26 protein-coding genes are annotated in these 26,978 nt (G+C 57.7%); 13 read left to right on the forward strand and 13 right to left on the reverse strand.

Features of this window, described 5'->3' with window-relative positions; translation table 11 throughout:
* Window positions 1-14 precede the first annotated feature (14 nt).
* The 3 genes from PQU98_RS06475 to pgsA form a co-directional block, all read right to left on the reverse strand.
* Window positions 15-719, reverse strand: a complete 705-nt coding sequence (locus tag PQU98_RS06475) for an ABC transporter ATP-binding protein (RefSeq protein WP_272744088.1) — start codon at window positions 717-719, stop codon at window positions 15-17.
* Window positions 716-1,849 (reverse strand): ABC transporter permease, encoded by a 1,134-nt coding sequence (locus tag PQU98_RS06480; protein WP_272744089.1) that lies wholly within the window; start codon window positions 1,847-1,849, stop codon window positions 716-718. The genes PQU98_RS06475 and PQU98_RS06480 overlap by 4 nt, the downstream gene beginning before the upstream one ends.
* Window positions 1,850-2,068: 219 nt before the next feature.
* Window positions 2,069-2,692 carry a CDP-diacylglycerol--glycerol-3-phosphate 3-phosphatidyltransferase gene (gene pgsA / locus PQU98_RS06485; protein WP_272744090.1) on the reverse strand — a complete coding sequence of 208 codons (624 nt, stop codon included), beginning with the start codon at window positions 2,690-2,692 and terminating at the stop codon, window positions 2,069-2,071.
* A gap of 438 nt (window positions 2,693-3,130) precedes the next feature.
* Between pgsA and PQU98_RS06490 the strand changes: the two genes are divergently transcribed.
* Window positions 3,131-3,358 carry a hypothetical protein gene (locus tag PQU98_RS06490; protein ID WP_272744091.1) on the forward strand — a complete coding sequence of 76 codons (228 nt, stop codon included), beginning with the start codon at window positions 3,131-3,133 and terminating at the stop codon, window positions 3,356-3,358.
* A 14-nt stretch (window positions 3,359-3,372) separates the two neighbouring features.
* On the opposite strand, the gene uvrC is transcribed toward PQU98_RS06490, so the two are convergent.
* Window positions 3,373-5,250 carry an excinuclease ABC subunit UvrC gene (gene uvrC / locus PQU98_RS06495; RefSeq protein ID WP_272744494.1) on the reverse strand — a complete coding sequence of 626 codons (1,878 nt, stop codon included), beginning with the start codon at window positions 5,248-5,250 and terminating at the stop codon, window positions 3,373-3,375.
* A gap of 349 nt (window positions 5,251-5,599) precedes the next feature.
* Between uvrC and PQU98_RS06500 the strand changes: the two genes are divergently transcribed.
* Window positions 5,600-6,664, forward strand: a complete 1,065-nt coding sequence (locus tag PQU98_RS06500; RefSeq protein ID WP_272744092.1) for an acyltransferase family protein — start codon at window positions 5,600-5,602, stop codon at window positions 6,662-6,664.
* A gap of 2 nt (window positions 6,665-6,666) precedes the next feature.
* On the opposite strand, the gene PQU98_RS06505 is transcribed toward PQU98_RS06500, so the two are convergent.
* A complete protein-coding gene (locus PQU98_RS06505) occupies window positions 6,667-7,140 on the reverse strand; it encodes an NUDIX domain-containing protein (protein WP_272744093.1) in 474 nt (157 codons plus the stop codon).
* A gap of 205 nt (window positions 7,141-7,345) precedes the next feature.
* Here PQU98_RS06505 and PQU98_RS06510 point away from each other — a divergent pair, with 205 nt between their 5' ends.
* The 5 genes from PQU98_RS06510 (at window position 7,346) to PQU98_RS06530 (ending at window position 10,200) form a co-directional block, all read left to right on the forward strand.
* Window positions 7,346-8,107, forward strand: a complete 762-nt coding sequence (locus PQU98_RS06510; RefSeq protein ID WP_272744094.1) for an SDR family oxidoreductase — start codon at window positions 7,346-7,348, stop codon at window positions 8,105-8,107.
* A 197-nt stretch (window positions 8,108-8,304) separates the two neighbouring features.
* A complete protein-coding gene (locus PQU98_RS06515) occupies window positions 8,305-8,859 on the forward strand; it encodes a 6-pyruvoyl trahydropterin synthase family protein (protein WP_272744095.1) in 555 nt (184 codons plus the stop codon).
* Window positions 8,856-9,209, forward strand: coding sequence for a dihydroneopterin aldolase (locus PQU98_RS06520; RefSeq protein ID WP_272744096.1), 354 nt, complete (start codon window positions 8,856-8,858; stop codon window positions 9,207-9,209). The genes PQU98_RS06515 and PQU98_RS06520 overlap by 4 nt, the downstream gene beginning before the upstream one ends.
* Window positions 9,206-9,736, forward strand: coding sequence for a DinB family protein (locus PQU98_RS06525; protein ID WP_272744097.1), 531 nt, complete (start codon window positions 9,206-9,208; stop codon window positions 9,734-9,736). The genes PQU98_RS06520 and PQU98_RS06525 overlap by 4 nt, the downstream gene beginning before the upstream one ends.
* 62 nt (window positions 9,737-9,798) lie before the next feature.
* Window positions 9,799-10,200: a DUF4870 family protein gene (locus PQU98_RS06530; RefSeq protein WP_272744098.1), complete on the forward strand. Its 402-nt coding sequence runs from the start codon at window positions 9,799-9,801 to the stop codon at window positions 10,198-10,200.
* Here the strand turns inward: PQU98_RS06530 and PQU98_RS06535 are convergent, their stop codons facing one another.
* From PQU98_RS06535 to PQU98_RS06545, 3 genes are all read right to left on the reverse strand, one after another.
* Window positions 10,201-10,806, reverse strand: a complete 606-nt coding sequence (locus tag PQU98_RS06535; protein WP_272744099.1) for a DUF3617 domain-containing protein — start codon at window positions 10,804-10,806, stop codon at window positions 10,201-10,203.
* An 87-nt stretch (window positions 10,807-10,893) separates the two neighbouring features.
* Complete coding sequence (locus PQU98_RS06540; RefSeq protein WP_272744100.1) at window positions 10,894-11,367, reverse strand: hypothetical protein; 474 nt, start codon at window positions 11,365-11,367, stop codon at window positions 10,894-10,896.
* A 331-nt stretch (window positions 11,368-11,698) separates the two neighbouring features.
* Window positions 11,699-12,142, reverse strand: coding sequence for a hypothetical protein (locus PQU98_RS06545; RefSeq protein ID WP_272744101.1), 444 nt, complete (start codon window positions 12,140-12,142; stop codon window positions 11,699-11,701).
* Window positions 12,143-12,277: 135 nt separating this feature from the next.
* On the opposite strand from PQU98_RS06545, the gene PQU98_RS06550 reads away from it, so the two are divergent.
* On the forward strand, window positions 12,278-13,408 hold the full coding sequence (locus PQU98_RS06550) for a helix-turn-helix domain-containing protein (RefSeq protein WP_272744102.1): 1,131 nt from the start codon (window positions 12,278-12,280) through the stop codon (window positions 13,406-13,408).
* Here the strand turns inward: PQU98_RS06550 and uvrB are convergent.
* Window positions 13,405-15,546, reverse strand: coding sequence for an excinuclease ABC subunit UvrB (gene uvrB, locus PQU98_RS06555; protein ID WP_272744495.1), 2,142 nt, complete (start codon window positions 15,544-15,546; stop codon window positions 13,405-13,407). The genes PQU98_RS06550 and uvrB overlap by 4 nt on opposite strands.
* 695 nt (window positions 15,547-16,241) lie before the next feature.
* Between uvrB and PQU98_RS06560 the strand changes: the two genes are divergently transcribed.
* From PQU98_RS06560 to PQU98_RS06575, 4 genes are all read left to right on the forward strand, one after another.
* On the forward strand, window positions 16,242-17,462 hold the full coding sequence (locus tag PQU98_RS06560; protein WP_272744103.1) for a cell wall hydrolase: 1,221 nt from the start codon (window positions 16,242-16,244) through the stop codon (window positions 17,460-17,462).
* A gap of 403 nt (window positions 17,463-17,865) precedes the next feature.
* The gene (locus tag PQU98_RS06565; RefSeq protein WP_272744104.1) at window positions 17,866-19,593 is read left to right on the forward strand and encodes a methyl-accepting chemotaxis protein; all 1,728 of its coding nucleotides are present in this window, start codon (window positions 17,866-17,868) and stop codon (window positions 19,591-19,593) included.
* Window positions 19,594-19,764: 171 nt separating this feature from the next.
* Window positions 19,765-20,133: a hypothetical protein gene (locus tag PQU98_RS06570; RefSeq protein ID WP_189485641.1), complete on the forward strand. Its 369-nt coding sequence runs from the start codon at window positions 19,765-19,767 to the stop codon at window positions 20,131-20,133.
* Between the two features lie 607 nt (window positions 20,134-20,740).
* The gene (locus PQU98_RS06575) at window positions 20,741-21,262 is read left to right on the forward strand and encodes a retropepsin-like aspartic protease family protein (protein WP_272744105.1); all 522 of its coding nucleotides are present in this window, start codon (window positions 20,741-20,743) and stop codon (window positions 21,260-21,262) included.
* 212 nt (window positions 21,263-21,474) lie between these two features.
* Here PQU98_RS06575 and PQU98_RS06580 read toward each other — a convergent pair whose 3' ends face one another.
* Window positions 21,475-21,984, reverse strand: a complete 510-nt coding sequence (locus PQU98_RS06580) for a hypothetical protein (RefSeq protein WP_272744106.1) — start codon at window positions 21,982-21,984, stop codon at window positions 21,475-21,477.
* A gap of 101 nt (window positions 21,985-22,085) precedes the next feature.
* Here PQU98_RS06580 and PQU98_RS06585 point away from each other — a divergent pair, with 101 nt between their 5' ends.
* Window positions 22,086-22,697 carry a pyridoxamine 5'-phosphate oxidase family protein gene (locus tag PQU98_RS06585; protein ID WP_272744107.1) on the forward strand — a complete coding sequence of 204 codons (612 nt, stop codon included), beginning with the start codon at window positions 22,086-22,088 and terminating at the stop codon, window positions 22,695-22,697.
* A gap of 199 nt (window positions 22,698-22,896) precedes the next feature.
* Here the strand turns inward: PQU98_RS06585 and PQU98_RS06590 are convergent, their stop codons facing one another.
* The 3 genes from PQU98_RS06590 to PQU98_RS06600 all read right to left on the reverse strand — a co-directional run bounded on the left by PQU98_RS06590 (window position 22,897) and on the right by PQU98_RS06600 (window position 26,873).
* Window positions 22,897-23,358: a GNAT family N-acetyltransferase gene (locus PQU98_RS06590; protein ID WP_272744108.1), complete on the reverse strand. Its 462-nt coding sequence runs from the start codon at window positions 23,356-23,358 to the stop codon at window positions 22,897-22,899.
* Window positions 23,355-24,398: a tRNA dihydrouridine(20/20a) synthase DusA gene (dusA, locus tag PQU98_RS06595; RefSeq protein WP_272744109.1), complete on the reverse strand. Its 1,044-nt coding sequence runs from the start codon at window positions 24,396-24,398 to the stop codon at window positions 23,355-23,357. Before dusA ends, PQU98_RS06590 begins: the two co-directional genes overlap by 4 nt.
* A 117-nt stretch (window positions 24,399-24,515) precedes the next feature.
* Entirely contained in the window at window positions 24,516-26,873 is a 2,358-nt protein-coding gene (locus PQU98_RS06600) for a glycoside hydrolase family 95 protein (protein WP_272744110.1), read from the reverse strand.
* Between the last annotated feature and the right edge of the window lie 105 nt (window positions 26,874-26,978).

Genomic DNA, 26,978 nt, shown 5'->3' on the forward strand with positions numbered 1-26,978 from the left:
ACATCTTAAATAATTCAGGTGAGCGGCGTAATCTGGCGGTCATCCAGAATCTTGCCATCTTCCATGTGAATAATGCGGTCGGCATAGGCTTCAAGGCGCGGATCGTGGGTCACGCAGATCACCGCCGCCCCATGTTCTTTGGCCGCCCGGTGCAGCAGTTTAATGACCACCTGACCACTCACCGAATCGAGCGCCGAGGTCGGCTCATCGGCAAACAGCAGTTGCGGATTTTTCGACAGGGCGCGCGCAATGGCGACCCGTTGTTTTTCCCCGCCCGACAATGCGGCCGGAGTCTGCTTCAGGCGGTGGCCAAGCCCCACTTCCTCAAGGGCGGCAATCGCACGCCTGCGGGCTTCGGTCTTGCTGGCCTTGCAATATTTCAGCACCTGCTCGACCTGCTGGGTGGCATTAAGCGCCGGAAACAGGTTGAAGCCCTGAAAGATGAAGCCGCAGTGATCCAGACGGAACTGATCGATCTTTGACTTCTTCTTTTTCCACAGGCTTTCACCCAGAGCAATAACCTCACCTTCATCAGGTTTCATTAGCCCGGACAGGGCGGCAATCAGGGTGGACTTGCCCGAACCGGACGGCCCCATCACCATAGTCACCTGACCATGATAGGCGTTGAAATCGACGTCTTTGAGCACCTGTTGTTTGGTTTTGCCGATCTTATAGCCCTTCGACAGGCCCTTGGCATCAATGGCTAGTTTTTCACTCATCGCAACAGATCCGCAGGCTGGCTCTTTTTCAGGACGCCCAGTGACAACAGACCGGACAGGACGGCGATCGTCAGCAACATGGCGCCGATCGTAAGGATGGACCAAAGGGGATAGTACATGGTCAGGTTAAACGCCCCCGCCAGCGCATTGACCCCCATCAGCAGAATGGCCGTCATCCCAAGCCCGGCGATACCGACCCAGAAGCTAAGTTCCATGATGATCAGGTTCAGCGCGCCCATCGACACCCCTAAGGCGCGCAGAGACGCAAACTCCTTGATATTGGCCAGGATAGCCCCCTGAAGGGTCTGCCAGGTGATGACCACCCCGATGAATATCCCGACCAGCAGCATGAAGCCCAGAATAATCACGATGAAGGATTCTTTGAACATCGCTTCCTGATTTTTCTCGGACAGTTGCGCGCGAGTCCAGGCCTTATACTGGCCCTTGCCCATGCTATTGAGTTCTTCGACCACCTGATCGGTACGGGCCGGATCGGCCACCTTAACCAGCAAAGATCCGACGCGCGGCCCTTCATCGGCGAGATTCAACAGCTTGGCGGTCTGGCGTGAGGTAAATACCATAGCGTTAAACAGGCTGGGATAGTTGGCAACCGTGGCGCGCACCGTGACAGTCCGGCCGTTCATAGTGGCCTTATCGCCCACCTTCACCCCCAGCTTGGCCAGACTGCTCTGATCGATCACCACCGTATAGGGTTCCTGAAGCGCCATAATGACATCTTCGTTGAAGTCATTAGGCATGGTCACCGCCCCCTTGACCGGATCGACCACTATGGTCTGAACCCCGTCGCGCTTGGCGGGCTGACCGGCTGCCGGAAAGTTTGACCACATGGCCCAGCGGACAGTGTAGGGTTGCACCTCTACGACTTCAGGATGCTGAAAAAGGGCGGGGATGTTGCGCCTAGGCTGGGTTGCCCCGCCAAAACCTTCGGAATCAGGCGGCAGAACCATCAGATGGGCCGGAGAACGGTCAATGGTGGCCGAAAAGGTCTTGCCGATCCCCATGAACATACCGACCAGAGACAAAACCAGCAAACCGGCCACAGCCAGCGCGATAACGGCCGCCATATACCGGCGCCATTCAAAAATCAGGGTAGATAAAGCTAAAGACATAGAACCCCTTCCTCACTGGGCTCAACATGTTAGCTTTTGCAACAAAGGTCTAATTAAATCGCTGTAATGCGCATTACCGTTTGTTTATGCGCAGTCCCACTTCCTTTGCACCGCCGCTGAAATCGTGAGATTTGAGTCAGATAATAGCCGACAAGCGCCGCAGGTAGACTAACTACCTGCAAGCGCAGACTGCGTATTAGCTGGCCAAAGACCGCGATTTCAAATGTCGTGCTTGGCAGCGATAAAGTAGGCCGCTCCCGTCCAGACGGTGATGGCCGCGGCGATCCAGATCAACCAGTTAGCGATCAGGTCAACAATCGGGAGATGTGCCGGATCAAAGTCAAAGGCCCCCCAGCTTTGGGTCAGTAATAAAACGCCCAGCGCCACAAGCTGAATGGTCGTCTTCCACTTGGCCAGCAGGGTCACCGGCACGGCCACACCGCGACCGGCGGCGGCTTCACGCAGGGCGCTGACGGCAAATTCGCGAAACAGGATCAGGGCGGTCGGCAGGGCGATCACCGGCTGGGCGCCCAAAGCAAACAACCCAAGGATCGTGCCGCAGACCAGAATCTTATCGGCGATCGGATCAAGAATGGCGCCCCAGCGGGTTTCCGCGTGCAGTTTGCGCGCCAGATAACCGTCGGCGAAATCGGTCACCGAGGCCACCACAAAGGCGACGCAGGCCCATCTTTGCATGGCAAACTGGTCATCGATGGTAAGATACGCGCTCAGAAACGGCACGCCCCCGGCTGCCCCGGCCAGCAGCACGAACATGACCAGCCCGACCACCAGACGCACGGCCGTGATGGCATTAGGAATGGGGCTGACGGCTTCTTTGGTCATGGGGAATCCCTGCGATCTGAACTGGTTGTTCTTTTGGCATTTAATTACACTGCGCTCAAGACCCGCGCTCAAGGAACGAAGTGTTAGCGCAACAAAAAAACTCCGCGCTCAAGGGGCGAACTGGGCCGCCACTGCGGTGTTAGCGCAACTTAATTTGGGCGAGCCTGTCTCACAATTGCACAACCGTAAGCGGGCATATGTCCCGCAAACGATGAGTCCGCGACAGGTAATGCGCTTACGCACCTATCCACAGGCGAATCCATCCGCCGGATTTTTATAAATATATCATAAAGATAGCGGGATTGGTCTTTATCAGGACGGTTTATCCCATAAGCGGACGGCGGCGGCCCGCTTTATGCACTTAAGGCACCAAATGGCCAAAACGGCGTGCAAACGTCTGACTGGCTTTAGGTTTTATGTCGAAAGGCCGGTAGTATCATGTCGTTAATGTCCCCGTTCCACAACGAAGCGTCAACTGAGCGCCGCGACCATAGCTGGCTGGGCTGGGTATTTCTGGTCTCCTGGGTGGTTGTGATCGCGCTGACGGTCATGGTTCACAAAACTGCAACTGATTTCACCCATGCCTACGCCCTGCCGGTTATCGCAGGCAGCCTGTGGATGTCGGTCTATCTGCTGTTCCTGACGCCGGACCTCAAGGCCGAGTAAAGCAGACCTGAAAATTAGCCGTGAAAATAGTCATATATTTTCTGCGCCATAGCGGCATTGATGCCTTCGATCTTCATCAGGTCTTCGACGCGGGCTTCACCCACTTCGCGGGCCGAGCCAAAGGCCTGTAGCAGGGCCCGCTTGCGGCGCGCACCGATGCCATCGATCTCATCCAGCGGGTTTTTAGTCATTGCGGCGGCCCGTTTCTGACGATTGGCGCCAATGGCATAACGGTGGGCTTCGTCGCGTAGCCGTTGCAGGTAGTACAAGACCGGCGACTTGGGCTCCATCATGAACGGCAGCCGCCCCGGCATGAAAAAGCGCTCCATGCCCGCATCACGATTTGGCCCCTTAGCGACACCGACGATTTTGATATCGCTCATGCCCAATTCGTCCATGACCCCCAGCACGGCATCAAGCTGCCCCTGCCCGCCGTCGACCAGCACCAGATCCGGCCGCCCGAAACCTTCGTCTTCTGACGCATCGGCCGCGCGGTTCTTAAGGCGCAGGAACCGCCGGCGAAACACTTCGCGCATCATGGCATAGTCATCCCCCGCCACCGTATCGAGGTCGCGGATGGTGAATTTGCGGTACTGCCCCTTCATGAACCCTTCGGGGCCGGCCACCACCATGCCGCCAACGGCATGGGTACCACCCAGATGGGAGTTATCGTAGATTTCGATGCGCGTCGGGGGCGTCTCAAGCCCAAAGATCTCCGCCACCCCTTGCAGCAGTTTGGATTGCGCCGACTGTTCCGCCATCCGCCGCCCCAGCGCCGCCTTGGCATTATTGAGCGCGTGCTGAACCACATCGAGCTTTTCACCCCGCTGCGGGCAGGTGATCTGCACCTTGCGCTCTGCCTTGAGACTCAGCGCCTCCATCATCAGGTCGGGTTCGCTCAATCCATGAGACACCAGCACCAGCTTCGGCACCGGTTTGTCCTGATAGAACTGGCCCAGAAACGCATCAAGGATATCACCCTCAGAATCTGAGATATCAACCCGCGGGAAATAGGCCCGGTCGCCCCAGTTCTGCCCCGCCCGGTAAAACACACTCTGGACGCAGGCATAGCCGCCTTCGGCATGGACGGCAAAGACATCGGCCTCGGCCTCGTTCAGCCCCACCGACGACGACATGACGACGTGATTTAGGGCCCGCATACGGTCGCGCAGATGAGCGGCGCGTTCAAATTCCATGTCCTCCGAGGCCCGCATCATGCGCGCCGACAGATCTTCGATCACCGCGCGGCTCTTGCCATTCAAAAAGGTCTGGGCCTGCTTGACGAGTTCACCATAAGCCTCAAGGCTGATTTCACCGGTGCAAGGTGCTGAGCAGCGCTTGATCTGGTGCAGCATGCACGGACGGGTGCGGCTGGCATAGACACTGTCGGTGCAGGTGCGCAGCAGAAACGCCCGTTGCAGGGTATCGAGCGTGCGGTTGACGGCCTGGGTCGAGGCAAACGGCCCGTAATATTCGCCCTTTATGCTGTGCGAGCCGCGATGTTTGGTGATCTGCGGCGCTTCGTGATCCTTGCGTACCAGTATCTCCGCAAAGGATTTATCGTCGCGCAAAAGGACGTTGTAACGGGGCTTCAGCGACTTGATCAGCCGCGCTTCAAGCAGCAGCGCCTCACCTTCGGTTTCGGTACGCACCAGCACCATCTCACGGGTCAGCGACACCATGCGGGCGATGCGGTTGGAATGGAACCGGCCTTGGGCGTACTGAAGGATACGTTTTTTTAAGCTCTTGGCCTTGCCGACATAGAGCACCTCTGAGTCAGTACCGATCATGCGATAAACACCGGGCTTATCGGGGGCCAGGGCTGCCTCTTTGCGGATCAGTTCACCGCCGATCAGAAGCTCATTCACGGCCTCAAGATCAATCGGCGGCATGATCGGCGTATCTTCCGGCAATGTCGGTTCGGTGGTCAATCGGGGTTCCTTATTCGGCTCCCTCTCCCCGCATGCGGGGAGAGGGCTGGGGTGAGGGGCACTTGCAGAGCGTGAAACTAGCGTCACAACCTGCAAGTATCGGCGCCGTTTTGCCCCTCATCCGACCTGAAGAAACGATAATACCGTTTCGTCAGGTCACCTTCTCCCCGTGAACGGGGAGAAGGGAAAGACTCGAAGCTCATCAGATGGATAAATAAGCTGCACTTTGACCAATACAATCTCTTTTTGTTCTCATCACGGCATTTTGCCCCTTGTCATTTTGGCCAAACCCGATACGGAGCGGCCCAGAATGTCGACCGCGCACCCCGAAATCAAATCCGAGATCAAAGCCCTGACCGGCCTGCGCGGGATCGCGGCCATCTATGTCGTGCTGTACCACATGACGGGCCATTACCGCTTTCCGGACGCCATTCGCCCGTTCATAAAGCACGGTTATATTTCCGTAGATTTGTTCTTTATCTTAAGCGGTTTCGTCATGGCCCTAACCTATGGCAAGCTGTTTATCGACGGAGTTAAGTGGCCGGACTATAAACGCTTTCTGCTGGTGCGCATCGCGCGGGTCTATCCACTTTATCTGTTGATGACTGTGATCACCGCGATCCTGATTGTGACGGTACTGGGCAAGACCTACTTCCGCGAAGACCTTGTGCGCGCGATCCTGCCCAACCTGACCATGACCCAGGCGTGGGGACTGGCCAATTCGATCGTGCGCCCGACCTGGTCGATCTCGACCGAATGGATGGCTTACCTGCTGTTTCCCCTGTTCGTATGGGGGGCCTTGCGGGTGCCGAAACGATGGGCAATGGCAGGCGTGGCGTTCAGTTTATGCGTTCTGGCCCTAATCGCCTTTGGCCCGACATTTTTGGCCAAAACCGAGCTTTTGCGCCGCACCGGCCCGCTTGATATCGCCTCCTCCTATGCGCCGGGGACCATGCTCAGGTGCCTGACCTCGTTTTTTATCGGTCTGGCCGCCTACAGGTTCAGGGATTATGTCAGCGCAAAATGGGTCACCCCGACCGTCATCGCTATCCTTGCCCTTCTGCTGTGGCGCTTCAGCGACATCGCGCTGATTGCTCTGTTTATGGTGCTGATCATGGGCTTAAGCCACGATGAGGGATCCATTGCCCGCGCCATCAATGTCAACTGGGTGCATGGGCTGGGGCTGTTATCCTATGCCATCTACCTGATCCACGACGCGGTGCTGTATCTGATGTTCAAGGCCGCCCCGCCCCTGCCTGGCCCCAAGGAGCTTTGGCTGATCATCAGCTTAGGTCTAATCATCGGCCTGTCGGCACTGGCTCACTATGGCTTTGAGGTGCCGTCGCGGCGCTATATCCGCAAATACGTCAAATAGGATTACCAAAGAGGGTCTGTCGGAAAGCCGCGCATGGCCTCATTGATCCGGTTCAGTGATCCGCGATTGGTATCTTCGGGCAGGTCGTCGATCGCAAAAAAATCGACATTCTTGATTTCCCCGTGTGAGGTCATGTCGCCCGCCTCAAACTGATCGACCCGAAACAGCAAGACATGATCGCCGGGAAAGAACAGCTCATTGGAGTGAACGGACAGCAGCTTCGGCGGCTCAAGCGCAATGACACCCGCCTCTTCCTTAAGCTCACGCACCACGGCATCGCCGGCCGTTTCGCCGGCATCGACGCCCCCGCCCGGCAGCCACCAGCCCTTGAGATAGGTATGCTCGACCAGCAATACCCGCTCACGCTCATCAACCACCAGCCCGCGCACGCCTAAGGTCTTGCCCCGCGTCATGCGCGAATGGGCAAAGAACAAAGGCCGTGTGTAAGGCTCAACGACGCGTTTCCAGTCTTCCATGCAGGCTACTTTTTATCTAAATTATTATTTCAATCTTCATATAACATATAAAAAGACAACCCACCCGACGCAAGGCTTGTCACGGCTAAACGGTCGGGTTAAGGCAGTAACATAATCGTTTAGGAGATAATGATGGTAGCCATCGGTGTTCTGTCCTGCTTTCTGGGTTTCATTGTGTTGCTGAACCTCATCGATTTCGGTCGTATTGACTAAGACTGCCCGCAAATCGGCACTGGTAACGGGAGCGGCCAAGCGCATTGGCCGCGCCATTGCCTTTGAGCTGGCCCGTCAGGGATATGATATCGGCGTCCACTATGGTCGCTCCGACGCAGATGCGCGTAAGCTTAAAGATCAATTGTTGGCGCTGGGCGTCACAGCCGTGACCGTCCAGGCCGACCTGAGCGACACGGGCAGCGTCAAGGCTCTGCTGCCCAAGGCGGTCGAAGCGCTCGGCCCCATCAGCCTGCTGGTCAATAATGCCTCGGTCTTTGCCGATGACCGGCTGGGGTCGATGACCGAGGAAAGCTGGCAATCCCATATCGACACCAACCTTAAGGCGCCGATCCTGTTGTCGCAGGCCTTTGCCGCACAGGCCGAGGTGCCGGACGGCGCCTCGATCATCAACATCATCGACCAGCGGGTGCTGAAACCCTCCCCGCCGTTTTTCAGCTATGGCCTGTCCAAGGCGGGCCTGTGGCACGCCACGCGGACTTTGGCGCAGGAACTGGCGCCTAAAATCCGCGTCAATGCGGTCGGTCCCGGCCCGACCCTGCCGTCGATTCACCAGAGCGCCGAGGATTTTGCCGAGGAAGCCCGCTCGATCCTGCTGCAAAAGCCGACCACACCCGAAGAAATCGCCGCCGCCGTCGCCTATCTGGCGCAAGCGTCGTCTGTTACGGGACAGATGATCTGCGTCGATGGCGGCCAGCATCTTAACTGGCGCACCCCCGATATGGCGGGGCTGTAGCTTAAGAACCTCCCCTGATTTAAGGGGAGGATGTCACGTAGTGACAGGTGGGGTTAACCTCACTTTCAGCGCCGAATTAACCCCACCACCGCTAACGCGGTCCCCCTCCCCTAAAATTAGGGGAGGTTCTTAGTTTGACATCATGCCCTATATAGGATTTAGCAACCCTAAGTTTTTTCGCCTGTCTTGAGCACAGTATGCCCCAGATTCAGTTCACCCGCCGCTTTTCCATGGCCCACCGCCTGCGCGCCGACGCCTCGTCGAAGTGCCTGACCCCGCATGGCCATAACGAGTTCGTCAAGGTGACCTTAAAGGCCAAGCCCTCGGCCCCGGCCGTTGCGTGGGGCCACCGCAACTATGCCTTAAGTTTTGAGGCCCTGAAACGCGACTGGCACGCCTTTGTTGACAACGCGCTCGATCACGCTTTTCAGCTTGGCCATGACGACCCGATGATCGGCTATTTCCGCAACCATGAGCCGCACCTACTGCCGCGTCTGCTGGTCATCACAGGCGACCCGACGACTGAGGCCGTAGCGATGGCGCTCTATCATAAGCTTAATGCCATCCTGTCCGCCCATGTGCCGGATTTCGAATGCGTGCGCTTTGAGATCGAAGAAACCCCGACCAACAGCGTCATCCTGACCCTCGAGGATCTGGCCGAATGTACCTTTAATTTCGGGGCCTGGACGCACCGTCCCGACCAAAGCATCAACGATCTGGAGCCTGGACATAACTTGGAATTTGGCGCATGAACCTGAAATCTCGTAAGATTTTTGTCCGGGGTTTAAAGGTTGAGGCCGCCATCGGCATCTATGATCATGAACATGGGCGAACCCAGCCCCTGATCATCGATGCGGTGATCACGGTCGGCACCCATCCCATCCACGGCCTGAAAGACACGCTCAACTATGAGCTCGTCGGGCAGTTTGCGCGCGACATTATCGCCCGCGGCCACATCAAGCTGGTGGAGTCTCTGGCCGAGGACATCGCCACCCACCTGCTGGAACTGCCGATCGCACAGGCCGTCGAGGTCACCATCAACAAACCCGAAGCCCTGTCCGATGCCGATCAGGCTGGCTGCACGGTCGTCCTTGAGCGATGAGCCATAAAGCTGCCCTTGCCCTGCTGGCGCAATACAATTCGTGGATGAACGCCAAACTGATCGAAGCTATCCGCGGCTTAAGTCACGAGGATTTGTGGGCCGATCGCGGTGCTTTTTTTGGCTCGGTCATGGGTACGCTCAACCATCTGATCGTCGCTGACATCATCTGGGGTAAGCGCCTGGCCGGTCATGCGACCAGCGGCGCGCTCACGCCAATCCATGATTACCCCATGCCTACCGGGCTAAATGCCGTCCTTTTTGAGCGGCTGGAGGACTATATTCCCGCCCGTCAGGCGCTTGACCAGTTGATGATCGACTATATCGGCAGCCTTGATGACGATATGCTGGAAACCCCGCTTAGCTATGTGCGCGGCAATAATGAGCCCCACACCAAGGCGCTCGGCCTCGTCCTGACCCATATCTTTAATCACCAGACTCACCACCGCGGTCAGATCACGACCTTGTTGTCGCAAATGGGCATCGATGTAGGGGTGACGGATATACTGGCTTTGGTGCCCGAACTTTAACCCCTTGCGTCCGGTGGAGTTTTGCCTAAGTTAGACCGGTCTTTATTTATTAGTCAGTGATCATGTCCCCCGAAACGCCTGCCCCTATTTCCGAAAAACCTGCGTCCCAGCTCAAAGCCTTTTTCGGCAATCCGCGTCTGGTGCCGATGATCAACTATCTGCTGTTCTTTATCTTCCTGATGAGTCTGGGCTTTACCGGGATTTTGGCGATTACATTGATTTACCTGTTTCAGGACAATGCCCCCGACTGGCTGAAATCCCACTATGAATTTCAGAAGCGCACCTTCTGGATCGGGATTCCTCTGGTCATCGCACTGATCGTGATTACCGGCCTTAAAATCCCGTTTCTGGCCTGGGTGGCGTTCGGCAGTGTCTTTATCTGGACGGTGGGTCGCAGCGTGGTCGGTTTCAACCATCTGGTTCACAACCGCCCCTACCCCACCCCCAAAGGCTGGTTGATTTAATTACTGGCCTTCGGGCGGAACCACCGACATATCAAACAGGTTCATCTTCACATCACCGGGCATGATCACATCGCCGCCCTTCATGCTGGCCGGACACGCACCCACGCGGCGCGATTTGACGGTGATATTGACGACACGGTTCATATGCTCCAGCGCCGCCCCGGTTGTCTGAGACCGCGCGGTAAAAGTATAGTTGGACGTATAGTCGCCAACAAATTTGCCGTTGATTTCGGTCTTGCCGCCTGAGCCCATGTCACATTCGGCAATCATGGCCCAATAGGGCTTGCCATCTTCGTCTTCCATGCGCGACACGGCCGTTTTGGTGCACTTGTCGCCCGACAGGTCATTGCCGGTGATCCCTAAATGCTTATCGGTCTCGGCATCGATGCAGATTTTCATGACCGGCGCCACCCCGTCAGAGCCTTCTTCGGAATAGGCTGTCTCCCACAAACCGGGCTTGCGGGCGGGCATGGTATCCATCGGCGGGGGCTTAGGGGCTTCGACCACCGGGGTCGGCGCAGGCGGCGGCGCCTCTTCCTTTTTGCCGCAGCCCGATAAGGTGGTCACAGCTACGACAGCGGCGGCAATAAAGTATGAACTCCGCATAGTACCTCCGCTGACACGACGATGACCCGCATTCATAGGAAATTATCCCACGGATAGCGAGTCATTTTCGGTTAACAGCCAAAAGGCCTAGTTGCGCTTAGTGATCGCCTGCAAGGTTTGCAGCGTGCGCGGCAGTTCATCAGCCAGACGGCGGCACAGTTCGCGCGATCCGACCGAATAGATATCCCCGCCATCGGCGATATCGAGCGCCATCTTGGCGGTGGCTTCCAGCAGCACTTCAAACTCAAGGATCTGCTCACGCGCCAGACGCTTGGCTTCTTCCTGAAGCTTGCGCACCCGCTCATTGCGGCTTTCGCCCTTGGCCAGATAGGCCTCGGCCATACTGGCGGTCACGCTAACCTCTGGCAGATTCATCGACGGCATATCGAGCGCAATCGTGGCCAAGGTCCCATTGTGAGGCCCGCCATCGCCGTTAAAGGCAGCGTCGATGACATTGCTGTGGCCATTCATGTGCCCGTTGGCCGCATGACCATTTGAGCCATTGTCTTTGCCGTTCGGCTTGGAGACAGGCGGCACGACATTTAAACGAGTTCTACGCATCCTATTAAACCCCACAATCCGTGTTTTAACGCGCTTTACAACCGGACACTTCGTAGTGACCAAGCCGAGTTATGCACAGGCTGGGCCACGCTGAAATGCGGCCATATTACCCATCGTAAAGGCGTTTTTCCCTTTTCGTGCCACATTAGCACATTTAAGTCTCAGCGGTGTGACATTTTGCAACAGACAACGCGTGATCACAGCCTTGTTATTTACTTATATTTATAGGAACAGCGAGCAAACACCAGTGCGCAAATAAAGCCCCCTTCGGTCATTAAAAAGCGATAGGCATAATTATTGAGACAATGAATTGTGACCTTTGTAGCACACCTTACTGAGAGTACAGCACATTGCGCTTTATCAAAGTCCGTATGTACAGAATCAGAGCCCCCATAAGGACACCTATCAGGGCCGGCATAAACCACATATCGCCGGTCGCCGCGATACCCGCGGACAGAGCATAGAGGTAAACCCCGTAAGCGGTCGTGCCCAGAAGACTCAAAACCACCCCCCACAGGGCACTGCCGCGGCGCAGGATAAACAGCCCCGCGCTGATCACCCCCGCCCACACCGACAGGGTCCACGCCCCCGTAACCCACAGGGGCAGCGCACTGAAATAGGCGACTTGCGCCTCGGTCATACCAGACGCCCGGTAATAGGCCTCCCGCTGTGTGACGCTAAATATATAATCCGATGCCGCCAGCACGTTCCACACGGCCCAGAGCGCGCCGATCAGCCAGCAATGCCACGGCGCACGATTAAGGGGGATAGTCATATCTGATCTCCTTCAGAGTTTAGGACTGCCCCATGCACGATTTTGGTTCCGCGATCGTCCTGGCGTACAGGCGCGAACTTCACACGGCTGCGAAATATGTTAGGCCTGTACCCAAAAAGAGCGGCGGGAGAGGACATGAGCGATATCATCAACGGGCTGGCGACCGTTTCATTGGGGATGATCCTGCTTTGCCTGTCTCTGTTAGGGATACGCCCTGACCTGAGGGCCCGCCTGCCGCTGGTGCTGGTTTTAAGCCTTGTCGGGCTGATCCTGCTGCCTGCGGCCCTGCCTCATACTCTGGCGCCAAATATATTGCCTTTTGGTCTGTGGGCGCATCTGGCCCTGGCCCCCGCCCTGTGGCTCTATGTTGCGGCCCTGACCGCAGACACTCCCTTTGCGCTCCGCAAACATCATTTGCGCCATGCCCTCATTCCCGTTTTTGGCCTGATCGTGCCAGCGCTTACGCTTCTGCTGCCCCTACCGGTGCGTGAGGCCATGCTGATGCGCGGCGAAGCCGTAAATGAGCCGTGGGCGCTTGGGCTTGCCGTCATGGCATTTGGGTTGATCCTGTTATGGATCGGGCAATCCAGCGTCTATATCTGGCAGATTGAGCGACGCCTGAGCACCTACCGAAAACGATTGCGCGACGTCTATGCCAATACTGATGGACGGGAACTTCGGTGGCTGAGCCTTGTGACCGCCCTGATCGGCGGGCTGTGGGGCCTTCTTCTGCTCTCAACCGCCATAGAGGCGATGGGGGCAACCTCACCCGTTCCAGCGTCCGCTCTGTACCTTCCGGCCTTTTTAGGCATATGGGCGTTGGCTGTGTTTGGCCTGTCCCAGAGGCCAGGATTTGAAGGCCGCTATGCCGAAGCCGCAGATGCGTCGGCAACACAGGCACAGGCAAAATACAGCCGCTCCGCCCTCACCGAACCTCAGGCCCAGCGCATCGCCGCGCGTCTGGATAAGGCCATGCAGGATCAACAGCTTTATCTCGACCCGACCCTTTCACTTCCGGCCCTGTCAAAACGGGTCGGCATATCCGCCAACAACATCTCCCAGACGCTCAACGGCCATCTGAACGAAACCTTTTTTGAATATATCAACCGCTGGCGCGCCGAAGCGGCCCGGCCCCTGCTGATGGAAACCGACAAGACGGTGCTGGAAATCGCGCTGGAGGTCGGCTTTAACTCTAAATCCGCCTTCTATAGCGCCTTCCGGCGGGCCACCGGCACCACGCCGACCGCCTGCCGCAAGGCCGGTTAGCTGCTACCACTAATCATATCTTTAGCAAACTCCAGATCGAGCAGCTTCAGCCGCTTGACCTCATCGCGCAGGCGAGCCGCTTCCTCGAACTCCAGATTACTAGCGGCTTCGCGCATCCGGTTCTCAAGGTCTTTGAGCGTCGCCTGAAAGTTGGAGCCCAGAAACGGCTTGGCGTCTTTTTCGGCCACGCCCATCGGCACATTGACCCGATCGGCCTTCTCATAGGGGCTGTCGAGGATATCGGCGATGCCGCGCTTGACCGATTCCGGCGTGATGCCATGCTCGGCATTATAGGCCAGTTGCTTGTCGCGGCGGCGGCTGGTCTCCGCCAGAGCCCGCTCCATCGATCCGGTCATCTTGTCGGCATAGAGGATCACCCGTCCGTCGACATTACGCGCCGCCCGCCCGATCGTCTGGATCAGCGAGGTTTCCGACCGCAGGAAACCTTCCTTATCGGCATCCAGTATCGCCACGAAGCCACATTCGGGGATATCCAGCCCCTCCCGCAGCAGGTTGATCCCGATCAGCACATCAAACGCGCCCAGCCGAAGGTCGCGGATGATCTCGATCCGCTCCAGCGTGTCGATATCCGAGTGCATATAGCGCACCCGCACCCCCTGCTCGTGCATATACTCAGTCAGGTTTTCTGCCATCTTTTTGGTCAGAACCGTCACAAGGCTGCGATAGCCCTGTTTAGCGACCTGGCGCACCTCGGCAATGACATCATCAACTTGGTTCGCGCCGTCTTTCGACACCGGACGTATCTCAACCGGCGGATCGATCAGGCCGGTCGGACGAATGACCTGCTCAGCAAAGACGCCTTGGGTACGGTCCATCTCCCAGTTGCCGGGCGTAGCGGACACATAGATGGACTGCGGGCGCATGGCGTCCCATTCCTCGAACTTGAGTGGCCGGTTATCGAGGCACGACGGCAAGCGGAAGCCGTATTCCGACAGGGTCGATTTACGCGCAAAGTCGCCCTTATACATGCCGCCGATCTGCGAAACCGAGACATGGCTTTCATCGACAAACAGCAGGGCATTCTCCGGCAGATATTCAAAAAAGGTCGGCGGCGGATCGCCCGGATTACGACCGGTCAGATAGCGGGAATAGTTTTCGATCCCTGCACAGGCCCCGGTCGCCTCCATCATCTCAAGGTCAAAGGTCGTGCGCTGCTCAAGGCGCTGAGCCTCCAGCAGCTTGCCCTCGGCGCGCAGTTGATCAAGGCGCAGCTTAAGCTCGGCCTTGATGCGGTCGATGGCCTGCTTCAGGGTCGGGCGCGGGGTGACATAGTGGCTGGCGGCATAGACCTTAAGGTCGTTCAGATCGGCGGTCTTCTTACCCGTCAGCGGATCAAACTCGGTCAGGGCCTCGATCTCATCGCCAAACAGCGAAATCCGCCAGGCGCGGTCTTCGTAGTGGGCTGGAAATATCTCGATAACATCACCCCGCCGCCTGAAACTACCGCGCTCAAACGCCATATCATTGCGCTTATATTGCAGGGCCACCAGATCGGCGCGCAGTTGTGCCTCATCGATGATCTGACCGACTTTCAGCTCAAAGGTCATGGCGGTATAGGTCTCGACCGAACCGATACCGTAGATGCACGAAACGGATGCCACAATGATCACGTCATCGCGTTCCAGAATCGCCCGTGTCGCCGAATGCCGCATCCGGTCGATCTGCTCGTTAATCGACGAATCCTTTTCGATATAGGTGTCGGTGCGCGGGACGTAGGCTTCGGGCTGGTAATAGTCGTAGTAAGAGACGAAATATTCGACGGCATTATCGGGAAAGAACGCCTTGAACTCACTATAAAGCTGGGCGGCCAGGGTCTTATTGTGGGCCATGATCAGGGCTGGCCGCTGGGTCTGTTCGATAATCTTGGCCATGGTGAAGGTCTTACCCGACCCGGTCACCCCCAGCAGCACCTGATCGCGCTCATGGCCCTCAATCCCCGCCAGCAGATCGGCAATGGCCGTTGGCTGATCGCCGGCCGGTTCATAGGGCGCATTGAGGCGAAAGCGCTTACCGCCCTCGGACTTATCGGGCCGCTCAGGCTTATGCGGCACCCACAGAACAGGACTGACGTCCTGAACAAAGCCCCCCGAATGATCCGAAAAGCCGGACGGGGCCATATCTGAAACGGAAAACGGCGCGATGAGATGAGCCGACGTGCTGAGAGGAGAACGTGTCATGAACACAATGTAGCTTTTTAAAATAAAAATGAAAGGTGCCAACACAAAATGTTTCACCCGCCCCCTTTTCAGCCCCGTCCGTCCGCACACCGCCTATTGACATGTATTCGCTGGAAAGGGGCCCGCGCGAATTTCCTCATAGAGATCAAGGCCATTTACCCCCTCTGTGGATAGCCGCATCGCTCAATACGGTAAAAATCGCAGCGCCCTCCCGTTTAAAACTTTATTAACAGGCCATTAAATTGACTAACGATCAGCGAATACAGAACAGACCAACAATAAAAATCAGGCAAAACGAAGAGCGAAAGTAATTTGTACTTACAAAATCATGTCAATATAAATCGCATTAACTATGACATCCGCCCCTTATGAACTGTAGCTATAGTCTATTGTTTTGAGGCAGAACTGTGCTAAGTTCAGAACATATTCATGGCGAACACATTTCCGCCACATTTGTGATGTTAACCGCACCTCCGAACGCGGTGGCCCTGTTATCCCTGCCAAGTGCTTCAGGGCGCCCGCGCGGCAAAAAGCCGTAGGTTCAGACTTTAAGTTAGTACGCTTAAGCCGAGTTGAATTTTACGCACCTTTTCCGGGGAGCCTCAAAGGCTCTCGTCACATAGGACTCGAAACCTTTGGTTTTGAAACTCAACCTGCGTGTTCCGAAGATGAACCTCAAAGACCGCACCAAAGCGCGGGCTATGATGGCGGCGTCATCGATCGGTCTCCTGCTGGGCGCTGCCGTGGGCGCTGCCTGGCTGGGCGGCCACATGTCACGCAACTCCAATGTCCACTTTCAGGCCGAGCGCCTGCTTGACGTTGCCGATAACGGCTTCGCGGACGAACACTTTCTGAATATGTCAGCCGTGGCACCGGTGCGGGCCACACATAACCCAATCGCCCTCTCTACCGATCAGGCCTCCATCGACCGCAGCGCTATGGCCATTGCCATGCGTTACGATCCCGCCGTCAGCCCGTCTCAGGCCCTGCGCGACCGTCAGTCGATCCTGCTGGCGCAAAACCTGTCCTCCTTACGCGCCGATCCGCATCGCCCTCAGCGTCAGATCCGCACCCGCAAACAGGGCGGAGATGACGCTCAGATCGTTCAGGCCAGCTTAGGGATGGGCCTTAGCAAAGAGGGCCTTCTGGGCCGGCCTCGTTCTCAGGCGGCCGCCCCCTTTGCGCTTGAGGGCCGCTCCCGCAGCGATATGGACTGCCTGACTCAGGCCGTCTACCACGAAGCCCGCGGCGAAACCGAAGCCGGTCAGCGCGCCGTAGCTCAGGTTATCCTGAACCGCGTCCGCCACCCCGCCTTCCCCAAGACCATCTGTAATGTGGTCTATCAGGGCGCCTATCACCGCACCGGCTGCCAGTTCAGCTTTACCTGTAACGGTGCTTTGGGCCGCCGCGTTGAAAACTGGGCCTGGAAGCGCGCCGAGAAGATCGCCTCTGACGCCCTGTCCGGTCAGGTGATGGCCAGCGTCGGCACCTCAACCCATTTTCACACCACTCAGGTCAATCCGTCATGGTCAGGCCGCATGGATCGCATTGCCACCGTCGGCAGCCACGTCTTTTATCAGTTCAAGGGTGCCCGCTCCCAGATGGCGCGTAACAACCGCGGCATCAGCCCGTCAGCCGCTCCACAACTGGTCAAGGCCCCCGAAACCGAAGCTGTGATCGAAGCGCCCGCCGATGACGTTACGACCGTTCTGAACCGTCAGCAGGCCCCGGAAATTCGGGCCATGCAGGTAACCGATACCCTCAAAGGTACGCCCGCAAATGAGCTGGTCAGCACCCTGACCAAGCCCGCCAAGGCCGCCCCGCCTGAAAAAACAGCCCCCGGCAACGCCTCTTAAGACTAAAAATCGGCCTGAAATCGTTAATGGCTCAAAATTTAAGGCCCTGCCCTCCGGCAGGGCCTTTTTCACACCAAAGCCATACCAATGAATACCTTAATCGCGCCAGATGAGGCCTGACTGCGGCCGCAACGGGCATTGCCGCCCCCCAAATATGGTTAACGCCACGCCCGGTAACCATCTTCCTTTACCCTGTTAGGAATTCGACAACTATAATCTGACATGTTTGCGCCCAAGGCTTGAGGTCTGCGACTCATGCCGTGAGGCCGATTGATTCGGTACTCACGCACCGACCCGTGGATCACAGGCGATGGAGGATGCTCTTGAATATCAGGGGGGCAGCTTCTTGTTTATGAATCTGGACTGGACCGGGGGAAACCCGGCAGGCATTAAGGGGCCACTCATGACGAAGCCAACCAAGATCCGCACCAAGGGCGGCGGCATCAATATTTCCAACTGGTCATTCACGCTTAAGTTCATGGCGCCGGCCGCCGTGGCCACCGCGCTGATCGCCGCTCTGGCGGGCGGTGCGATCTACACCATGAACCAGCAAAGCAAGGCCATTGACGCCATCAATAACAAAAGCCTGCCGCAAGCCGTCGAGATGGGCGAGATCAAGGCTGAGATCCGCGAAGCCAACGGCGAGTTCTTCCGCATCCTGACGGCTCAGGCCGCGGGTGTCGGCACCAACTCTGCCGCCAAATCCGCCGAGGTCGTCGCCGACATTGGCAAGATCGAAACCCACATCAAGCAGGTCGATGCCACCGTCACCGACCCGGCCCAGAAGAAACTGCTGGGCGAACTGTCCAAGGAAGTGAAGACCTATAAAGAAGCCGTGGATTTCGCCGGTCAGGTCATGGAATTGGACTTCGCCTCGGTCGTCGGTTTCCTTGAGCAGTTCGATGCCGGTTACGCCAAGATGTCGGACCTCAGCGACCAACTGATCAAGGCCAGCGTCGCCTCAGCCAAGGCCGACGGCACCAAGGCTCAGCAAACCCAGAATTCGGCTATCGGCCTTCTGACCATCTTCGCCGTCATCATGGCCGCCGCCTCCTGCACCATCGCCTATCTGTTCTCGCGCACCACGGTCGCCGGCATCAACCGCATCGCCAAGACAACCGAAGAACTGGCCAACGGCAATCTGGGCGTTGACATCAGCGCCCTGGCCCGCCGCGACGAATTGAAGTCGGTGGTCGAAAGCCTGAACGTGTTCAAATCGAACGCCGAGGAAAAAGAGCGCCTGATGGCTATCGAAGCCGCCACGGCCAAGACCCGCGAAGAGCGCGCCCGTCAGATGTCCGAGCTGGCCGAACGCTTCCGTCACGAAGCTCAGGATATGCTGGATGCGCTGGGTTCCGCCGCGTCTGACCTTGATGCCAACGGTCGCACCCTGCTGACCATCGCTCAGGAAAATGAGCGCCGCTCGCAATCCGCCGTCTATTCGATCCGCAACTCGGCCGATAACGTTCAGAACGTCGCCTCGGCCACGACTGAGCTTTCCGCCTCGATCGGCGTCATTGGTGATCAGGCCGTCCGCTCGGTGGAGATCGCTGCTGAGGCCGTGTCTGAAGCCGACCGCACCAACGACAGCATGGCCGAACTGAGCCGCGCCGCTGACCAGATCGGCGAAGTGGTCGACCTGATTAACGCCATCGCCCAGCAAACCAACCTGCTGGCCCTGAACGCCACCATCGAGTCGGCCCGCGCCGGTGAAGCCGGTAAGGGCTTTGCGGTTGTGGCCTCAGAAGTGAAGTCTCTGGCCCAGCAAACCGCCAAGGCGACCGATGAAATCCGCGATCGTATCAAGGACATTCAGGGTGCTGCCCAGAACGGCGTCAACGCCATCCGCGGCATCGGTGAAACCATCAAGCACATGAACGAGATCGCCGCCTCGATCGCCGACTCGGTACATCAGCAAGGCGACGCCACCAACGAAATCGCCCGCAACGTCAACGAAGCCTCTGACGGCACCACGACCGCCTCGTCTTCGGTCGAGCAACTGTCAGCCTCAGCCGCAGACACTGAAAAGGCCTCGACTGAGATGCTGGGCGCCGCCCGTCAGTTGACTGACCGCACTCAGGCGATGAGCGAGAACATCCGCCGCTTCTTAAGTGAATTAACTGCGGCTTAACTATAAATACTAAAAATCACGACTATAGTTACACCATGTAACGCAAAGAGAACGGAGAAGTGCTTACTTCTCCGTTTTTTTGTTGTTTTGATCCGTTTCTTTTACGTCGCTTTAACTGTGCTCTTATATATTGGCCTTCTCCGTACCCCATTCAGAATGAGTGATCTTTACATGCGCAAGTCCCTTTTCATCGCCACCGCCTTTGCTGTCAGCGCCCTGTCGGCCCAAGCCTTCGCCGAGTGCGATGAAGCCCAGGAAGGCGTCGCCGGTAAGGCCGTAGCCGCCGCCGCGAAAACCGAAGTCTCCAAGGCCGTTCCCGTCACCGGCAAGCAGATGGTGACCCTGAACACCTGCGAAGTCCGCGCCGGCACCACCATCGTTGACTATAAGTATAACTTCCTCGGCGCCGATGGCCTGTACTGGGTCGAAGGTTCGGCCAAGGTTGCCGGTGGCGCCGTTTCGGAAATCAAGCTGCGCAAGCTGTCGCCGAACCTGGCCGACGCTTCGGGTAAGGCTGGCGTGAAGCTCGCTTCGAACTAAGCCTGAATAATAATAAAAGAGAAAGCCTCTGCGTGAATAACGCAGAGGCTTTTTTATTTGCGCTAACACCGCAATGGCGGCCCAGTTCGTTCCTTGAGCGCAGCGCTTTATTTAGGTCAACTCAGGAACTACTTCTTACCTGTCGGTTTATAGTCCTGAGGACGACTGCCTGCGCCCGATGATTTCGGCCGGTTATTGACCAGGATGCCGCCCAAAAATGCGAATGAATTCAGGGCGTGTTGCATGTTTTTGTCGTTGTCCTTCAATTTGCGTCTCCTTTTCCAACAAACATAACAAATGGACAAAGAGACGCGTCGCGGCTCGCAGGGGTTTTCACCCTCTCAGTCGTCGTCGCGTCACCCACATATGGTGACACAGAATTTACCAAACGCAAGAATTAATCCGAACCCTGAGCATATATTTTTCGTAAAAATATATAATATATTGTTTTATAACAAAATTTATGATAGTCAAATTTTACAAAAACGAAAATACAGCATCCGAAAAATCCCACATCCCGATTCACTCTATAAAAACCATCTTCGGTTAGACTGATCCCCAAGGCGTAAAAAGCGCCGCCACAGATGGTTGGTTGGGATCAAATCCTATGTTGAAGTCAGCTGTTATACTTACATGCGCCGTCGCCTGCGCTTTGTTTACGGGCCACACGGTTATGGCGCTGGATGATAATCTCTCGGCGCAATCCGTAAAAGCCGAGGTCATGCCGGTTCAGACGATCCCGTCCCCGCCCGCCAACAGTGGCAGCACGACCTCGATCCCAAAGTCTCAGGACGGCCACTACTGGGCCGAAGCCCGCGTCAATGACGCCTCCGTGAAATTTCTGGTCGATACCGGCGCCACCATTGTCGCCCTCACCCCGTCCGACGCCCTGCGTCTGGGCGTCGATGCCGATGAGCTGAGATACGACCGTCAGGTCACGACCGCGATGGGCCAGACCGCCGCCGCCGTCGTCAAACTGCGCTCCGTCCATATCGGCCAGACCGAAGTGCGCGATGTCGACGCCATCGTCATCCGTGAGGGCCTGAGCACATCCCTGCTGGGCATGAGCTATCTCGGCCGCCTGTCGGGCTTTGAAGCCACCCGCACGGCGCTTATTTTGAAGCCGTAACCCATGCGGGTGCGCCCTCCCGATCGAGGACGGGGAGGCTGACGGCTTTTTCCGATTTTTTAAGTAAAGAGCCCCCACCACCATCCGGCTCCGCCGGACGGTCCCCCTCCCCATTAAAATGGGGAGGTATAAGTGTAACTTTTTCTTATACTCCCCCGACGTGTCGGGGGAGGTGGCGCGCCAAAGGCGTGACGGTGGGGGGCTTCTTAGCCTTAGCTGCTGTCCGGCACAGACTGAGGCCGATAAGCGGCCTTAAAGGCATCCCTGCCGTCCAACTCAGGCACCACAGGCGCACTTACAGTCTCGGACGCAATCTCACTGGCGTCATCGTCCAGACCATCATCCTCAAAGCCATAGCCTTCAAACTCATCAACCCAGTCTGTAGGTGACGCAGGCTCTGGCTCTGGCTCTGGCTCTGGCTTCGGTTTAGCCAGACCCCAGCGCGCCAGAAACTGCTGGTAATGAAGTTCGTTCTCGTGGCGGCACTCAGCAATTTCCTCGTCTGTGCGCTCACGCGGCGGCGCTTTGCGTTCAGCCGCATCAACACGGGCATATAACCGCTCGATCAGCAGCCCCACGCGTACGGTGCGCTCCATCTCGGCCACATCTTCCGGCGGCGGCAGATCCTCCAACTGATCCAGCATCCGGTCGGCAAAGGCGCGCAGCCGCGCCCGCCGGTCTTCGGGCGTATAGCGTTCGGTTGCGGGCGCGTCAGGAGTCATCCCGTAAGCATGGGGCAAACGGGCACAGCGGGGATAAGTGGCGCTGGATTGTCAGGCCGCGAAGGCGTTATATGTTCACCACAACCGCAAAGGAGGCCTGCGTGGGTTACGATTATCTGGATCGCCTGATCACGCCTGCGGTCAAGGCCGCGCAAGGTGCCAACGGGGCGGCAAGCCTGTGGGAGCGCAATCATGACCGCCCCTCAGACCGCTTTACGCCAGCCGAGGCCGCCTTTATCGCCCAGCGCGACAGCTTTTACATGGCCAGCGTGTCAGAGAACGGATGGCCCTATGTTCAGCATCGCGGCGGACCGGCAGGCTTTCTAAAGGTGCTGGATGACACCCACCTTGGGTTTGCGGATTTTCGCGGCAATCGCCAGTATATCAGCCTGGGTAATGTCAGCGCCGATGACCGCGTGTCGCTGTTTCTGATGGACTATCCCCATCAGGCCCGCCTTAAGGTGCTGGCCCATGCGTCGGTGCATGATCTTAAGGCCGAGCCAGACCTGGCCGAAAAGCTGGCCACGCCGGGCTATCGCGGGGTGGCCGAACGCGGGATTGTGCTGAGGCTGGAGGCCTTTGACTGGAACTGCCCGCAGCATATCACGCCCCGCTTCACCGCCTCAGAGATCGAGACCGCCACCGCCCCTATGCGCAACCGCATTGCCGAACTGGAGGCCGAGGTCGCCGCCCTGCGCAAGGCGGGGGTATAACCCCTTCTCCTCCCTGTGCTTTCTCCTCCCTGTTGCGCAGCAATGGGGAGGTGGCGCGGCGAAGTCCGCGACGGAGGGGGACGGCTGAGGCACTACCAACGCACAGACTTTTGAGGCGTTACTTCCAAACGCCGCTCAGGCATTGAGGGCGGCGCATTCCCCCTCCGTCACGGAGTTGGAAGATATCTAATGACCTTACCTACTCGGATCTTACAGGTATCCGCCGTACCTGAAAGCCCGTTTTCGACGGCTCAAATCCAGCAGCTTCGTAAAAGGCGAGAGTTGAGGGCTGTTTGGAGCCGGTCATAAGCATCACCTTATAGCACCCTTGTGTCCATGCGCGATCCACCGCTGCAGCTAAAATGGCTTTTCCATAGCCTCGATTACGATAGTCGGCGTGAGTGACCACGTTCTCAATCAGCGCATAAGGGGTACCGCCACGGGTTAGATTTGGGATGACTATGAGGGTGCAACTTGCCACCAATTTAGCGTCAAGGCAGCCAATTAATATGTTGCTACCATTGTAGCGGAGAAACTGTTCTAAGACGCCAATGGCTTTATCGGACGGACAGCGAGTGTCCTGCGCGTCAAGATAACGGTATAAGTCCAGCAGTCCCGGCAGATCGGCCTGTTCCGCAGAACCGATAACAAGTGTTGTCATGTCGGCAATCCCGTTATGACCTTCTGAACAGTCGCATAGGCTTCGCGGCGGGCGTGGGCGGCGGACATAGCGTCATGGACGGCGGCGATGGCCATATCCAGCACCTCAATACCGGCGCCGTCGCGGATAGATTCCACCGTCATAATCCGCCGGAAAGCGCGCGCGCCGGGCAGGCCGTGCATGATCCCCAGCATGTGGCGCGTCATGGCGGGCAGGCTGACGCCCGCCTCCAGTTGCGCCTGCATATAGGGCCGGTAGGCCTCAAGCGCCTCAAACGGGCCGATGTCGCCGCCTGCGCCAAACAAACGCCGATCGACCTGACCCAGAAAGGCCGGTTCCTGATAGGCGGTGCGGCCCAGCATCACCCCATCAACGTGCATCAGGTGCTCATCGATCGCCTCAAAGCTGGTGATGCCGCCATTGATGACGATGTTCAGCTCCGGATGGGCGCGTTTCAGAGCATAGACCAGCGGATAATTCAGCGGCGGGATGTCGCGGTTTTCCTTGGGCGACAGGCCTTTTAACCACGCTTTGCGCGCATGGACGATAAAGGTGTTCACCCCGGCCTTGGCGCAGGCCTCAATAAGCGCAAACAGGGCGGCTTCCTCGTCCTGATCATCGACGCCGATGCGGCATTTGACGGTGACGGGCAGGGTCACAGCCTCTGCCATCGCCTGCATACAGTCGGCCACAAGCTGCGGCTCGCGCATCAGGCAGGCGCCGAACGAGCCTGACTGCACCCGCTCGGACGGGCAGCCGCAATTGAGATTGACCTCATCATAGCCCCAGTCCTGCGCGATCTTCGCACACGCCGCCAGTTCATCCGGTTCCGATCCACCAATTTGCAGCGCGACCGGATGCTCAACCGGTGAATAGCCCAGCAGTTTTTCGCGGTCGCCGTGGATGATCGCCCGCGACGTCACCATCTCAGTATAGAGCAGCGCCTCCTTGGTCAGGGCGCGGTGAAAGGCACGGCAATGCCGGTCCGTCCAGTCCATGAGCGGGGCAACGGCAAATTTATGCGACTGGGTTCTATTCATTTTTACTGGATTTCAACGACGGAAAACGAGACTGACTAAGACCTTTGCGCGGCCTTATAGCGCTTCATATCGCAGATATGAAGGCGGCCCGCAAAGAATCAGATGTCGAGAAATGATTCAGGCGCGGTACAGCCGCCCCTCTCGCCCCGTAAGACGGATCGTTTCGCCGGATTTGAGGGATACCGCCAGCGAGGATGCCCCCCATACCACGCGGGTTTTTCCGGCTTTTTTAGCGGTAAGGCTCACCTCGGTCACCGACCGGTCGCGCCATGACAGGGCCACCTCAAAACCGCCCCTGGCTTTCAGTCCGGTAAAGCGCCCCTGCGGCCAGGCTGACGGCAGGGCGGGCAATAGCTCAATCCGGTTGCCGTGGGTTTGCAGCAGCATTTCGGCTATCCCCGCCGCTCCGCCAAAGTTGCCGTCAATCTGGAACGGCGGGTGGGCGTCAAACAGGTTCGGGTATGACCGGCGCGGATGCAGCAGGCGCTCAACCACACTATAGGCGCGGTCGCCGTCCTTCAGGCGCGCCCACAGATTGATGCGCCAGCCAATCCCCCAACCGGTGGCGTCATCGCCTCTGATTTCCAGCGATTTACGCGCCGCGGCGGCCAGTGCGGGCGCAGCTTCGACCGTGATCTGATCGGACGGATGCAGGGCATAAAGGTGCGAGACATGGCGGTGATGAATATCGGGCGCGTCCATGTCCCAGTCGGCCTGCCATTCCTGCAACTGACCGGCCTTACCGATCTTTTCCGGCGGCAGTTTGGCCCGCATGGTAAGGCACGCTTTGGCAAAGGCCGCATCGGTTTTCAGCACCTTAGCCGATTGTGCCACATGGGCAAACAGGTCGCGCAGCAACTGATTGTCCATCGCCGGCCCCGCACTGAGCGATGAGCCCATCGGGTGGCGATTTTCCGGAGAATTGGACGGATTGGTGACCATGTAGCCGGTGTTCGGGTCTTTGATCAGGGTCGCCAGATAGAACGCGGCGGCCCCCTTCATCAGCGGATAGATGCGCTTCAGATAGGCGGTATCGCCATTATAAAGCCACGTCTCCCACAGGTTCTGCAGCAGCCACGGCCCGCCCATCGGCCACAGGGCCCACACCGCACCGTCCGGCGGCGAAGCGACGCGCCAGACATCGGTATTGTTGAAAATGACCCAACCCGGCGCGCCGTACATGTCCCTGGCCAGTTTGGCGCCGGTTTCGCTGAGGTCTTCGACCATGCACACCAGCGGGTCCATCATCTCGCTCAGGTTACAGACCTCGGCGGGCCAGTAGTTCATCTGGGCATTGATGTTGAGCGTCCATTTGGACTGCCAGGATGGATTGAGCTTATCGTTCCAGATACCTTGCAGGTTGGCCGGTTGACGCGACCCGCGCGACGACGACATCAAAAGATAGCGCCCGTACTGCAGATAAAGCGCCGATAATCCGGGGTCCTTGCCTTCGCCAAAGCGGGCAATGCGCTGATCGGTCGGCAGTTTGGCGTTTTCCCCCTGCCCCAGATCGAGGCTGACCCGCTCAAACAGCGTTTTGTAATCCTTGAGGTAATCGTCTCTGATGGCGGCATAGCCCTTGCGCGAGGCCTTGGCCAGAACGCCTGCGTTAAACGCGGCAGGGTCACCCGAAATATCATTATAGCGGCGATAGCCCGTGGCCGCCGTGATCAGAATGACCACATCCTCTGCCCCCGTGACATAGACGCCGCCTTCACGTGCCGTCAGTGTGCCGGTGGGAGAGATGACCTGCGCGCGCACCTCAAAAGGCAATTTGCCTTCAACGCCCTGCTGGGTCGGACTGACGCCGCGGATGATGATCGTATTCCCCAACGTTTCAATCTCGGATTTTTGCGGGCTGGACAGGCCGATATCCACCGTGACCGCCTTGCCCTTATCACCCGACAAGCGCACCACCATGACCTGATCGACGGCGGAGACAAACACTTCGCGACGATGACGGGTCGAACCCGTATTAAATTCCGTCGCGACCATGCCCGCCTCAAGATCGAGGCTGCGCTCATAGCGTGAGGTGTTATCAAGTCCCGGAAACAACAGGATCAGATCACCGATCGGCTGATAGGCCATCTGTTTATTGGGCGTACTGATCAGGGTATCATTGGCCAGTTTTTCAGCCTCAGCATACTTGCCTTCAAAGACCAGTTTCTGAACCTGCGGCAGGCCGTCTTTTGACCTTGGGTTGGTCGGATTGTAAGGCCCGCCCGCAAAGAAGGTATCCTCATTGAGCTGAATGCGCTCAAAGGCCACGCCCCCGAACACCATGCCGCCCAGACGGCCATTCCCGACCGGCAGCGCCTTCACCCATTCATCGGCCGGGCGATCATACCACAGCCGCAGATCACCTTTGTCCGGCAGTGCTGCCACCGGCTGCGCGGACGCCAGCGGGGCCATGACCGCCCCTGCACTGACCGCGGCCACGCTGGTCATCAGGTGGCGACGATTGAGTTCGGACATGGGTTGCCTCCTGCAATGGGCGCGGACTTTGTGGATCTGTTGCCGCAGCTTTGTTTCCCATATGAAAGTTAATACCATTAGCAGCACTATTGCAAGATATTGCAC

The sequence above is a fragment of the Asticcacaulis machinosus genome (assembly GCF_028550435.1).
Lineage (GTDB): Bacteria > Pseudomonadota > Alphaproteobacteria > Caulobacterales > Caulobacteraceae > Asticcacaulis > Asticcacaulis machinosus.